This window comes from Campylobacter sp. MG1, from assembly GCF_026616895.1.
In the GTDB taxonomy this organism is placed as follows: Bacteria; Campylobacterota; Campylobacteria; order Campylobacterales; family Campylobacteraceae; genus Campylobacter_E.
Window position 1 is genome coordinate 37,918 of sequence record NZ_JANYME010000002.1, and the last position, 12,003, is coordinate 49,920.

At 27.8% G+C, this 12,003-nt stretch carries 14 protein-coding genes and 1 tRNA gene; 11 read left to right on the forward strand and 4 right to left on the reverse strand.

What is annotated here, in order from left to right; translation table 11 throughout:
- Positions 1-8: 8 nt before the first annotated feature.
- From yidD to rpmH, 3 genes are read right to left on the reverse strand one after another with little or no spacing between them, the layout of a single operon-like run.
- Positions 9-338: a membrane protein insertion efficiency factor YidD gene (gene yidD, locus NY022_RS01610; RefSeq protein WP_267523273.1), complete on the reverse strand. Its 330-nt coding sequence runs from the start codon at positions 336-338 to the stop codon at positions 9-11.
- Between the two features lies 1 nt (position 339).
- On the reverse strand, positions 340-678 hold the full coding sequence (gene rnpA, locus NY022_RS01615) for a ribonuclease P protein component (RefSeq protein ID WP_324287463.1): 339 nt from the start codon (positions 676-678) through the stop codon (positions 340-342).
- Positions 666-803, reverse strand: a complete 138-nt coding sequence (gene rpmH / locus NY022_RS01620) for a 50S ribosomal protein L34 (protein ID WP_214116499.1) — start codon at positions 801-803, stop codon at positions 666-668. Before rpmH ends, rnpA begins: the two co-directional genes overlap by 13 nt.
- A gap of 86 nt (positions 804-889) precedes the next feature.
- On the opposite strand from rpmH, the gene NY022_RS01625 reads away from it, so the two are divergent.
- The gene (locus NY022_RS01625; RefSeq protein WP_267523274.1) at positions 890-1,483 is read left to right on the forward strand and encodes a hypothetical protein; all 594 of its coding nucleotides are present in this window, start codon (positions 890-892) and stop codon (positions 1,481-1,483) included.
- The gene (locus NY022_RS01630) at positions 1,452-2,639 is read left to right on the forward strand and encodes a hypothetical protein (protein ID WP_267523275.1); all 1,188 of its coding nucleotides are present in this window, start codon (positions 1,452-1,454) and stop codon (positions 2,637-2,639) included. The genes NY022_RS01625 and NY022_RS01630 overlap by 32 nt, the downstream gene beginning before the upstream one ends.
- Before the next feature lie 34 nt (positions 2,640-2,673).
- Here NY022_RS01630 and thiD read toward each other — a convergent pair whose 3' ends face one another.
- The gene (thiD, locus tag NY022_RS01635; RefSeq protein ID WP_267523276.1) at positions 2,674-3,462 is read right to left on the reverse strand and encodes a bifunctional hydroxymethylpyrimidine kinase/phosphomethylpyrimidine kinase; all 789 of its coding nucleotides are present in this window, start codon (positions 3,460-3,462) and stop codon (positions 2,674-2,676) included.
- A 95-nt stretch (positions 3,463-3,557) separates the two neighbouring features.
- Here thiD and mraY point away from each other — a divergent pair, with 95 nt between their 5' ends.
- From mraY to NY022_RS01680, 9 genes are all read left to right on the forward strand, one after another.
- Entirely contained in the window at positions 3,558-4,604 is a 1,047-nt protein-coding gene (gene mraY, locus NY022_RS01640) for a phospho-N-acetylmuramoyl-pentapeptide-transferase (RefSeq protein ID WP_267523277.1), read from the forward strand.
- A 5-nt stretch (positions 4,605-4,609) separates the two neighbouring features.
- On the forward strand, positions 4,610-5,797 hold the full coding sequence (murD, locus tag NY022_RS01645) for a UDP-N-acetylmuramoyl-L-alanine--D-glutamate ligase (protein ID WP_267523278.1): 1,188 nt from the start codon (positions 4,610-4,612) through the stop codon (positions 5,795-5,797).
- Positions 5,790-6,176 carry a hypothetical protein gene (locus tag NY022_RS01650; protein WP_267523279.1) on the forward strand — a complete coding sequence of 129 codons (387 nt, stop codon included), beginning with the start codon at positions 5,790-5,792 and terminating at the stop codon, positions 6,174-6,176. Before murD ends, NY022_RS01650 begins: the two co-directional genes overlap by 8 nt.
- 46 nt (positions 6,177-6,222) lie before the next feature.
- Positions 6,223-6,298, forward strand: a tRNA-Phe gene (locus NY022_RS01655).
- Between the two features lie 102 nt (positions 6,299-6,400).
- Positions 6,401-7,168, forward strand: a complete 768-nt coding sequence (gene rsmA / locus NY022_RS01660; protein WP_214117348.1) for a 16S rRNA (adenine(1518)-N(6)/adenine(1519)-N(6))-dimethyltransferase RsmA — start codon at positions 6,401-6,403, stop codon at positions 7,166-7,168.
- Positions 7,158-9,062 (forward strand): ribonuclease J, encoded by a 1,905-nt coding sequence (locus NY022_RS01665; protein ID WP_267523280.1) that lies wholly within the window; start codon positions 7,158-7,160, stop codon positions 9,060-9,062. Before rsmA ends, NY022_RS01665 begins: the two co-directional genes overlap by 11 nt.
- Positions 9,063-9,071: 9 nt before the next feature.
- A complete protein-coding gene (locus NY022_RS01670; RefSeq protein ID WP_214117346.1) occupies positions 9,072-9,995 on the forward strand; it encodes a KpsF/GutQ family sugar-phosphate isomerase in 924 nt (307 codons plus the stop codon).
- Entirely contained in the window at positions 9,995-10,759 is a 765-nt protein-coding gene (locus tag NY022_RS01675) for a pseudouridine synthase (protein ID WP_267523281.1), read from the forward strand. The genes NY022_RS01670 and NY022_RS01675 overlap by 1 nt, the downstream gene beginning before the upstream one ends.
- Entirely contained in the window at positions 10,759-11,925 is a 1,167-nt protein-coding gene (locus tag NY022_RS01680) for an amidohydrolase (RefSeq protein WP_267523282.1), read from the forward strand. Before NY022_RS01675 ends, NY022_RS01680 begins: the two co-directional genes overlap by 1 nt.
- The last annotated feature ends 78 nt before the right edge of the window (positions 11,926-12,003 follow it).

Consider the following 12,003-nt stretch of genomic DNA (forward strand, 5'->3'; position numbering starts at 1 on the left):
TATTTCCTTTACTTAAATATTATTCTTACTATATAATAATTTTGTTTATCTTTTGGAACAAAAATAATTTTTAAATTTTTAATTTTATTTTGAACATTAAATAGTATTTTAGATTTATCTTTAATTTTAACTAATGGATAATCAAAACCACCGGCAAAAAATTGATTGCATTTTAATACTCTTATGAAGGTTAAAAATAAAGCTTTAAAAAAATTATTATATCTAAACTGTAAAAGAGCATATTGAGAACAAGTAGGATAATATCTACAAGATTTTGGTTTCAATGGACTTAAAAAATATCTATAAAAATTAATTAACCTCATAGCTAAACTAGACATTTCATACCTTCAAACAACCTAATTTTCTAAGACTCCACTTAATATTTCGCTCTAATTCTAAATAACATAATTCACTAAAACCTTTTTTTGCAACAAAAATATAATACCCACTAATCAAATCAGGATAAAGCCGTAAAAAAATAGCTCTCATTAATCTTTTAGTTCTATTTCTTACTACGGCACACCCTACCTTTTTACTAGCAATCACTGCAAACTTTCTATCTTCACTGTGTTCATAATATATAACACAATTTTTAGCAAACCATTTTGCACCATCTTTATAAATTCTAGTAAAATCCTTCTGATTATTTATACTAGAAAAATCTTTTATATTGCTAATCTTCTTCTACCTTTAGCACGTCTTGCATTAATTACTTTACGACCATTTTTAGTTTTCATTCTTACACGAAATCCGTGAGTTCTCTTACGAGGTGTATTATGTGGTTGATAAGTTCTTTTTGGCATTTTTCTTCCTTAAATAAAAAAATTAAACGGATATCATATCATAATTAACTTAATTTTTTTTAAGTATTTTAGTATAAAATAAATTTATGTGTAAAAAAAAGTATTTAAATTATCTAAAATTGTTTGGATTTCACTTTTATAATGATACTTTAAAATTAAACTATTCTTACAATATGAACGATATAAATAAGTGTAAAATATGTGATTTATATAAAATAAAAGATAATTTCTACATAAATTCAACAAAAAAAGCAAATATTTTTATATTATCTTGGAATAATCTAAAATTAAACGACAAAAATGAATTTGAAACAATACTAAAATCTACACTAAATTTAGAATTAAAAAATATATATTTTACAAGTGTAGTAAAGTGTTCAAATAATTTTGATACTAAACATTTAAACAAGTGTTATTATTATGCTTTGAATGAATTTATTATAAGTGAAGCTAAAATTTTAATTTTATTAGGATTTAATTTAAAAAATATATTAAAATTGGATAATATTAACATCGGAGAGCAAATTTTTTATAAATTTAATAAAAAAACAATAAAAATTTTGCTAAATTATGATTTTTATTTTATAAAACAAAATCCTAGTTATAAAAATGATTTTATAAATAATTTTAAAAAAATAAAGGAAAATTATGAAAAAAATTTTACTAATATCGCTAATTAGTATAAATTTATTAGCATCTAAACAAACATTAATTGATATAGAACCAGCAAAAGTTTTTTATGTAAATTTTGAAAAAGAAAATTGCAACGACAAGTGCTTAAGAACTTTATTACAAAATGGACTTTATATTAGCTATTTAGCTAGATTTGATTCGAATGATGAAACATTAAATAAAATATACAAAAAATTAATAAATGGTATAGATTATTTAGATGAACTTAATGTATTAGATAATAAAACAACTATGAACGATAATATTAAAATAGCAATAATAATACCAGAAAAAGTAATAAAATCTTATTCACAAAATATAATATCCCCAGTAATAGCTTATTTAATATCAAAAAAACAAAATGTGTATGTTAAAACTTATTTTACACAAGATGAAAATGAGCAAAACATAGAACCTATAATAGACGAATTAAATAATTATTCATTAATAATTACTGGATATCAAAACGATGGTATTAGAATTTTAAACAAATATATAAATAATATACCAGTATTTAATCCACTTGCTAAAGCTAATAATTTTGAAAATATTAGTTCAAATTATACATTCGGAAGCATAGATTATAATGAACAAGTAGCACAATTATTAAATATAGCTAACGAAAAAATAGCTGTATTTAAAGACAATAGTAAATTAGCAAATGATATTTCAAATAAAATATCAAACCAAACTAATATATCATACGAAAGAACTATTGATAGTAAAAATTTAAATGTAAATTCTGTTATATCAGGTAGCCTTAATAATTCTAGTATATTTTTTAATATCCCTTTAATAAAAACAACACTTGTGGCAACTCAAATAAGAGCTTTAGGTATAAGACCAAGAATGTATTTAAGCACACAAATTAATTACCACCCTATGTTTTTGAATTTAAGCCAAGAAAATGAGCGTTCTATGTTTTACTTTGCAAACTCAATAGGCGAAATAAACGATAATATAGAATATTTAAATGACATATTAGGACAGAAAATAGCTTATAATTGGATTGCATATTCAACAAGTGTGGGGCTTGATTATTATTATAATAAATTGTATTCAAAAGAAGAAAATAGGCTTTTTAAAGATGATTTTTTAGGTAATTCAATACATTTTAATGTGCGTATAATGAACTCAAAGAATTCAAAATTTTCAGAACAATAGAGAACTTTTCTTTCATAAAAGCTCTCTAAATAATTTAAGATAAAAGTCCATGCATATGATTTAATGGGCCTCTGCCACTTCCTAAGTTTGGAGCAAATTCCATTGCATTTTGTGTATATAATTTAGCATCTTTTACAGCTTGTAGTTTAGAAAGTCCATTAGCTAAATTAGCAGCTATAGAAGCACTTAAAGTACATCCTGCGCCGTGATCGTTTGTGGTATTTAAAGCTTTTCCGTAAAGCTCGTAAAAGTCTTTTCCATCATAAAAATAATCTATCGCTAAATCAAAATATTTTCCACCTTTAGCAATCACGCTTTTAGCACCTAAGTCTATTAATTTTTTAGCAGCATCTTTTAGTTTTTCTTTAGAATTAATCTCAAATCCACATAAAAGTTCAGCTTCTAATTTATTAGGCGTTAAAATATCAGCGAATTTGATAAACTCATTTACATAAAGCTTAAAATCTTCATCTCCTATTAATCTAAAACCACTTTTAGCAAACATAACAGGGTCAATTACTATATTTTTAGGTTTGTATTCTTTAAATTTTTCAATAGTTAATCTTATTAAATTGGCATCTCCCATTAATCCTGTTTTTAGTGCTTTTGGTGGAATATCTTTAAATACTGCATCAAATTGAGCTGATACAATATCTTCATTCATAACACAAGCTCCATAAACACCTTGAGTATTTACAGCATATACTCCTAAAACTACTGCCATTCCGAAAGTTTTATGCATAGTAAAGGTTTTTAAATCAGCCTCAAGTCCGCTACCCCCACTGCAATCACTCCCAGCAATCGTTAAAACTGGTTTTAACATCTTAACTCCTTGTTTATAATAAAATCAGAAAAATAATACTAAAAAATTATAAATTTATTGTAAAATCAAAGTTTTTCAAAATTTTAAGGTTTCCCATGTTTAATATTGATATAAATTTATTTTCTTACATTAGTGTTAGAGCTTTTTTAGCTTTTTGTTTGTCATTTATAATTTGTATTTTTATAATGCCATTATTTATTACTTGGGCAAAAAATATAGGTGCTAATCAACCAATTTTAAATGATGCACCACTGAATCATCAAAAAAAATCTAATACCCCTACAATGGGTGGTATAATATTTTTATGCGCTACACTTATTTCATCACTAGCATTTATTAAATTTAATGTCTATAGCGTTAGTGCATTTTTGTGCCTTATAACATTTGGTGCTATTGGAATAATTGATGATTTAGGCAAGGTATTAAAAAAGGCAAATAAGGCTGGGTTAAAACCACGCTCTAAAATGATTTTAATGTTAATTGCGTCTTTAATAACAATATTACCTATTATGATATATGGGAATTTTAGCACAGAACTTTTTGTCCCATTTTATAAATATCCTATAATTGATATGAAGTATTTTGCTTTATTATTTTGGGTATTGGTGTTAATTTCTAGCTCAAATGCTATTAATCTAACCGATGGACTTGATGGGCTTGCTTGTGTGCCTAGTGTGTTTTCATTATTTACATTATCAGTGTTTTTATATCTTAGCTCAAATGCTGTTTATGCTAATTATTTATTGTTACCTAGAGTAAGCGGGAGTGAAGAATGCGTTGTAATTGCACTTGCATTAATTGGTGCTTTACTAGGATTTTTATGGTATAACTGCCATCCAGCACAAGTATTTATGGGAGATAGCGGCTCTCTTACATTAGGAGCTATTGTTGGATATTTAGCGATAATTTCAAAAAATGAGATTTTATTAATTTTAATAGGTTTTGTTTTTGTTCTTGAGACTATTAGCGTTATTTTACAAGTTGGAAGTTTTAAAATATTTCATAAAAGGATTTTTAAAATGGCTCCAATTCATCATCATTTTGAGCAAATTGGTTGGAGTGAAAATAAAATCATAGTTAGATTTTGGCTAATTGCATTTATTTGCAATGTTTTAGCGTTAATTACTATTAAATTAAGGTGAGTTTTATGTTATCAATGTTTGGATATGGAAATGTTGCTAAGGCAATTACAAGCACTTATAAAAAGGGTGAATGGTATATATATGATGATAAATTTAGCGTTTGTAGTGAAGATGAATTTGGTAATAAGCTTTTACCTACAAGCTATTTTAATCCTGATAAAAGTAGTATAGAAGTAGTTAGTCCTGGAATTGCGCCTAATCATATTTTATGTAAAAGTGCTAAGAATTTAACAAGTGAGATTGATTTTTATAACGAAGCTTTAGGGCTTAGTATTTGGGTTAGTGGGACTAATGGTAAGACTACTACAACTGAAATGATTTCTTATTTGCTTAATATTGAAGCAGGAGCAAATATAGGAAAACCAATTGCATTAATGAATCTTAAAGCACCTTTAGTTGTCCTTGAGATGAGCTCTTTTGCCCTTCATTATACTAAGGTTGCAAGACCTGAACTTTATGTATTATTACCTATTTGTGATGATCATATTTCTTGGCATGGAAGCTTTAATAATTATGAAAAAGCAAAACTTGATTTAATTTTTAGAATGAATAAAACAGCAAGTATTATTGTGCCTAAAAAATATGAAGAGTATTTAAAGAATGCAAATTGTATTAAATATTTTTATGAGAATTCTAGTGATTTAGCTAAGCTTTTTGATATTGATTTAGCTAGATTAAATTACAATGAGCCGTTTTTATTAGATGCGTGTTTAGCGTTGGCTGCTTGTAAGATTATTAGTGGCAAAATTGAATATGAAAAAATATCTAAGTTTAAAATTGGTCGTCATAGGGTTGAGATTTTTAAAGATAGTAAAAATAGAATTTGGATTGATGATAGCAAGGCTACTAATATTTCAGCTGCACTTGCTGCTATTAATAGTTTTAAAGAGCCTTTACATTTAATTGCTGGTGGAGATGCTAAAGGTCAAGATTTAAATGAGTTTTTCTCAAAATTAGATAAAAATATAAAGCTTTATTTAATAGGTAAGAGCGATTTTAGTGATATTGCTAAAAAGCACGGATTAAACCCAATTAGAACCAATCTAAAAGAAGCTGTAAGTATGATTTATAAAGATTTAACAACTAAAGAAATAGCATTATTAAGTCCTGCGTGTGCTAGTTTAGATGAATTTAGTTCTTATGCTGAGCGTGGGGATTTGTTTATAAAATATATGAAAGATTTAGATGTTTAGCTTTTTAAGACTTGCAAAAAGTGCTTTAATTACAAGTGAGTATAGTGTGAAAAATAATAAATTACTTTATAAAAATAAAGAATTTATAATCCAAGATGAATTAAAAAATTACGAAAATACTTATTTTGTAGTTGCTATTGATAGAGTGATTTTATTTAAAAATCAAAATGAAAATAATTTTGATAAGGCTAAAAAAAGACAAATAAAAGCGATAAGTCTTAGTTTTTTAGTAATGATTTTATGTTTGATAATTTTATTTTTTCAAGAATTTGAAATAGGAATTTCATTTTTAAGTATTGCTAGTATTGTAGTTTTTATACTTTCAATACTTAATTATTCGTTTTTAAAACAACAAATTTTCGCATTAGAAAAAATTTAAGCATAATTTAAGAATTATCATATATAATAACGGCTTTTACTTCGGTGGTTGGATAGCTCAGTCGGTAGAGCAGCAGACTGAAAATCTGCGTGTCGGCAGTTCGATTCTGCCTCTAACCACCATTTTAAATTCTTCCAATTTTATTATTTCTTATTTGGTTATTTAAAATAATAATTTAAAAATAATTTTTCTATACATTAAATATTTTTTCATATACTCCCCAAATGATTAAGGCAAAAAAGAAATTCGGACAAAATTTTTTAAAAGATGAGTTAGTAAAACAGCAGATCATCCAAGCGATACCCAAAGATTTAAAAGCAAAATTAATTGAAATTGGGCCTGGCTTAGGTGATTTAACTGCTCCAATACTTAAAAGCGGTTTTAAATTAACAAGTTTTGAAATAGATGATAGTTTAATTCCTATTTTAAACGAGCGTTTTAATAAAGAGATTTTAAGTGGAGATTTTACGCTAATAAATGCTGATGTTATGAATGTAAAAATTAGCGATGAGCCTTATTTTATATGTGCTAATTTGCCGTATTATATTAGTTCGCAAATTATTATAAATGCTTTATTTGATGATAACTGCATAGGTATGCTTGTGATGATTCAAAAAGAATTAGCAGATAGATTTTTTGGTATTGATTATTGTGCTTTAAGTGTTATTACGGATTTACTTTGTGATAAAGTTAATGTTTGTGAAGTGCCACCTAGTGCATTCACTCCTATGCCAAAAGTAAATTCTAGTGTAATTAAGCTTATTAAAAAGCCTAGTTTGTTGGATAAAAAAGATTTAAAAGCTTTTAATTCTTTTATCAAGATAGCCTTTAATCAACCAAGAAAAAAAATGCTTAGTTCATTTTCAAATAAAACAAAGGTAAAACAAGCATTAGATAAGCTAGAAATTGATGAAAACAAAAGAGCTCATGAAATATCTGTTAAATCATTCTTAGAACTTTTTAAATTACTAAAGGATGAAAATGAATATTGAAGATTTAGAAAAAACAAAAGTAGCAAGAAGTTATGAAAACGCTGAAAACGAAGATGAACTTTTAGAAGAATTAGAAGAAGAAATTGACGATAAAAAAGCTAAAAAGAAAAAAAAGCGTAAGAAAAAAATCTTACCAGCTTCTTTAAAAGGTGATTTAGATTGGCAAAAAGCTTTAGCTGAATCAATGAAAGAAAACGAAAAAGCTCAAGAAAAAAGGCTATATCCTTGGATAAATTACAAAGGTAATGCAAGTGTTAAATTTACTCCATTAGGCGGACTTGGTGCTATTGGTGGAAATATGAGCGTAATTGAGTATGAAGATGAAGCTATTATCATTGATGTTGGAATGAGCTTTCCTGATGCTGATACTTTAGGTGTTGATATTGTAGTTCCTGATTTTTCTTATGTTAGAAAGATAAAAGATAAAGTAAAAGCTGTTCTTATCACTCACGCTCACGAAGATCATATCGGTGCAATGCCTTATTTTTATAAAGAATTTGATTTTCCGATTTATGCTACGCCGCTTCCACTTGGAATGATTTCAAATAAATTTAGCGAACACGGGCTTAAAGATAAATGCAAATTATTTAGACCAATTACAAAAAGACAAATTTATGAAATTGGCTCTTTTAAAGTTGAGTTTATGCATATAACTCATAGTATTATAGATAGCTGTGCATTAGCTATAAATACTCCTGCTGGAACTATTATTCATACGGGAGATTTTAAGATTGACCATACTCCAATAGATGGTTATGCTAGTGATTTACATCGTTTAGCTTATTATGGCGAAAAAGGTGTTTTATGTCTATTTAGCGATAGTACTAATAGTTACCGCGAAGGTGTAACTAAAAGTGAAAGCACTGTGGGGGCTACATTTGATTTAATTTATTCACGATGCAAAGGTCGTGTGATTATGAGCACATTTAGCTCAAACATTCATAGAATCCATCAAGCAATCACACACGCACTTGTATATAATAGAAAAGTTTGTATTATAGGTCGTTCTATGGAAAGAAATCTATTTACAGCAATTGAACTTGGATATTTAAAATTTGATAAAAAGATTTTCATAAGTGCTGATGAGCTTGATAAGTATCCTGATGAAGAGATATTAATAGTAACTACAGGCTCACAAGGTGAGAGTATGAGTGCATTATATAGAATGGCTACAAGCGAACACAAACATGTAAAAATTAAGCCAAATGACCAAGTAATTATAAGCGCTAAAGCAATTCCTGGTAATGAAGCAAGTGTGTCAGGTGTAATTGATTTATTAATGCGTCATGGAGCAAGTGTTGCTTATCAAGAATTTAGTGAAATTCATGTAAGCGGTCATGCAGCAAGTGAAGAGCAAAAGCTAATCTTAAGGCTTGTAAAACCTAAATATTTCTTGCCTGTGCATGGAGAGTATTCTCATATTAGTAAGCACAAAGCTAGTGCAATTGCTTGTGGTGTGAATGAAAAAAATATATATTTATTAAATAACGGCGATCAAATGGAGATTAGCTGGAATAAATTAAGAAGATTAAAAACCGTTAAAACAGGTAAAACTTATATAGATAATCAAGTAGATAGAGAAGTGCATGATGATTTATTAAATACTAGAAAAAATCTTGCAGAGCATGGAATAGTGCAGCTTAATCTTCATATTAATATGGGTGCAAGGACACTAAATCACGCACATATAATCAATTTTGGTTTAGTATCAAATAAACTAGCTCAAGATTTTGCAACTGATGTTAGCAATTATATTAAATTATTTATAGCTGATGCAAAAGATACTTTATTAAAGGATAAAAAGGCATTTGAACCTGCACTAAGAAATGCACTTAAGAAGTATTTTTTCAAAAAATATAAAAAATATCCGTATTTATTATTAAATATTCATTAAGGATAAAATATGCTAGAAATTGCAAAAAACATTCTAAAGCGAGAAGCCTTCGCTTTAGAAGAAGCGTCAAATTCTTTAGATGAGAGTTTTTGTGAAGTTGCTAAAATAATTAGCGAATGCAAAGGGAATTTAATCATTGTTGGAGTTGGTAAAAGTGGTATCGTTGGACGCAAAATTGCAGCTTCGTTTGCTAGTTGTGGGGTAAGGTCATTTTTTATTCATGCTAGTGAGTTAATGCACGGAGATTTAGGAAATATTTGTAAAGATGATGTGGTGATTTTAATTTCTTTTAGTGGTAAAAGCGAAGAAGTGTTAAAAATATTACCATTTTTAAATGATAGAAATGCTACTTTAATTAGCATTTCTCAAAGCAATTCTCCATTAGCAAATGCTTGTAGTTTCAATATTGCTACAAATTGTAATGAAGCAATCACAAATCTACCAGCACCTACTAGCTCAACTACTCTAACTCTAGCTTTAGCTGATGCGCTTTTAGCTTGTGTTATTAATTTAAAAGATTTTAGCGTTAGTGATTTTGGTATAAATCATCCGGGTGGAGCATTAGGTAAAAAGTATTATGTAAAAGTTAGTGATTTAATGCATAAAAACAATCTACCGATAATAAGCAAAAATGCTAGTTTAAAAGACGCTATTATTTGTATGAGTAAGGCAAGTTTTGGTTGTGCTTTATTGGTTGATAATGAAAAATTAGTTGGATTTTTAAGTGATGGGGATTTAAGAAGAGCTATGGCTAAGGATGATTTTTCTTTAGAGCAATTAGCCTTAGAATATGCTAGTAAAAATCCTAAAACCATAGAAAAATCAGTTTTAGCACATAAGGCGTTTTCTTATATGAAAGAAAATAAAATATCAATTTTAGTAGTTCTTGAGAATGAAAAAATAATAGGATTATTACAATTATTGGATGAGTGATGAGACTTAATAAATTTATAGCACACAATAGCAAGTATTCAAGAAAAGAAGCTGACAAATTAATAAAAGAAGGCTTAGTAAAGATTAATAACAAAGTTTGCTTAGAAGACTGGAGTGAAGTTGAAGCTAGTGATAAAGTTTTTGTAAAAGGTAAAAGAATTTATAAAAAAAGTGAATTTAGCGTCATCGTATATCATAAAGATAAAGGCGAATTAGTAAGCCACAAAGATGAGCGTGGAAGAGCCTTGATATATGATAATTTGCCAAGAGATTTTAGACATTTTAATCCTGTTGGAAGATTAGATTTTTCATCAACGGGCATACTTTTATTAGTAGATAGTCCTGTAATAGCTGATTTTTTAATGCAAAGTAACTTAGAGCGTGAATATTATCTAAAAATCAAAGGCACTATAAGCAAAGATGTAATTAATGCTATGGAAAATGGACTTGAGATTGTAAATAGCTTAAAAGGAGCACACCCAAAAAGCAAAATCACAAATCTTAGTCTAAAGCCTTTTTTAGAATATGAGATTTTTGGAAGTAGTGGCGGATATACAAAACTAAGAGTTATTATTGATGAAGGTAAAAATAGAGAATTAAGACGCTTTTTTGCTGAATTTGATTTAGAAGTAGTGGAACTTAAAAGGGTTGCTTTTGGTAGGGTTGATTTGGGTGTATTAAAGCCTAAAAAATATAGATTTTTAACCAATAGCGAATACGAAGATTTAAGAAGCTTTTTAAAAGAAAATAAGGTGTATTATTAATGAAAGAATTAAATAATTTACATAAAGAATTTATAGAGTTAAGACATAACATACACGCAAATCCAGAGCTAGGATTTAATGAGTTTAATACCGCAAAATTAGTTGCAAATAAACTAAAAGAATTTGGTTATGAAGTTTATGAAGGCATAGGAAAAACAGGTGTTGTAGGAGTATTAAAGAAAGGAAATTCTACTAAAAGCATAGGTCTTAGAGCTGATATGGATGCACTTAGTATAGAAGAATGCACAGGACTTGATTATGCTAGTAAGAATGGCTGTATGCACGCTTGCGGACACGATGGGCATACGGCAGGATTATTAATGGCTGCTAAGTATTTAGCAAGTGCTAATTTTAATGGAACTCTTAATTTATTTTTTCAACCTGCTGAAGAATGCTGTGATAATGAAATGTTAAGCGGTGCTATGAGAATGATAAAAGATGGAGTTTTAGAACGCTTTAAGGTTGATTATATTTATGGAATTCATAATATGCCAATTTCACAGATGAAAGGCTATGAAAATAAGAAATTCTTTATGAAAAAAGGCGTAATGATGGCAGGTGTAAGTGCTTATAAAGTAGATTTTATAGGCTTAGGCGGACACGCATCGGCTCCACATTTATGTAAAGACCCAATAAGCGTTGCAAATAATTTTGTAAATGCTTTATATACTTTTAAATCTTTAGAATTAAAAGATAGCGTTGTAAATGTTACAGGCTTTCTAGCAGGGACTACAAAAGCATTTAATATAATCCCAAATGAAGCTAGTGTTATGATAAATGTAAGAGGTCTTAGCAATCAAGAGCTTGAATTTATTGATACAAGAATTAAAGAATTAGCAACAAACTTAGCAAATGCTTTTAATATAAAAGCCATAGTAAAAAGAGCTGAAAATATAAAAGCTACTATCAATAACGATGAAGCACACGAGTTAGCAAGACTTGCTGCGATTGAGAGTTTTGGTGAAGATGAATGCGAGTTTGAACACCCACATTTAATGGGTAGCGAAGACTTTTCTGCATTTTTAGATGAGGTTAAAGGAACATATGCTTTTATAAATAACGGAGATAGTGCAAATCTTCATCATCCAGAATATAATTTCAACGATGAAGTATTGCTACTAGCTAGTAAGTATTTTGCAAATTTAGTATTAAATTATTTAAAATAAAATATTTTAATTTAATATATATTATTAAAATAATTATGATAATAAAACACAAGCAATGATAAATATTATTAATTGTAA

What these genes read in the sequence shown, in the direction of transcription:
- murD (WP_267523278.1), top strand. Translation starts at nt 4,610, where the DNA reads ATGTTATCAATGTTTGGATATGGAAATGTTGCTAAGGCAATTACAAGC.
- NY022_RS01675 (WP_267523281.1), top strand. Translation starts at nt 9,995, where the DNA reads ATGAGACTTAATAAATTTATAGCACACAATAGCAAGTATTCAAGAAAA.
- NY022_RS01650 (WP_267523279.1), top strand. Translation starts at nt 5,790, where the DNA reads ATGTTTAGCTTTTTAAGACTTGCAAAAAGTGCTTTAATTACAAGTGAG.
- yidD (WP_267523273.1), bottom strand. Translation starts at nt 338, where the DNA reads ATGTCTAGTTTAGCTATGAGGTTAATTAATTTTTATAGATATTTTTTA.
- NY022_RS01625 (WP_267523274.1), top strand. Translation starts at nt 890, where the DNA reads ATGTGTAAAAAAAAGTATTTAAATTATCTAAAATTGTTTGGATTTCAC.
- rpmH (WP_214116499.1), bottom strand. Translation starts at nt 803, where the DNA reads ATGCCAAAAAGAACTTATCAACCACATAATACACCTCGTAAGAGAACT.
- NY022_RS01630 (WP_267523275.1), top strand. Translation starts at nt 1,452, where the DNA reads ATGAAAAAAATTTTACTAATATCGCTAATTAGTATAAATTTATTAGCA.
- mraY (WP_267523277.1), top strand. Translation starts at nt 3,558, where the DNA reads ATGTTTAATATTGATATAAATTTATTTTCTTACATTAGTGTTAGAGCT.
- rsmA (WP_214117348.1), top strand. Translation starts at nt 6,401, where the DNA reads ATGATTAAGGCAAAAAAGAAATTCGGACAAAATTTTTTAAAAGATGAG.
- NY022_RS01680 (WP_267523282.1), top strand. Translation starts at nt 10,759, where the DNA reads ATGAAAGAATTAAATAATTTACATAAAGAATTTATAGAGTTAAGACAT.
- NY022_RS01670 (WP_214117346.1), top strand. Translation starts at nt 9,072, where the DNA reads ATGCTAGAAATTGCAAAAAACATTCTAAAGCGAGAAGCCTTCGCTTTA.
- NY022_RS01665 (WP_267523280.1), top strand. Translation starts at nt 7,158, where the DNA reads ATGAATATTGAAGATTTAGAAAAAACAAAAGTAGCAAGAAGTTATGAA.
- thiD (WP_267523276.1), bottom strand. Translation starts at nt 3,462, where the DNA reads ATGTTAAAACCAGTTTTAACGATTGCTGGGAGTGATTGCAGTGGGGGT.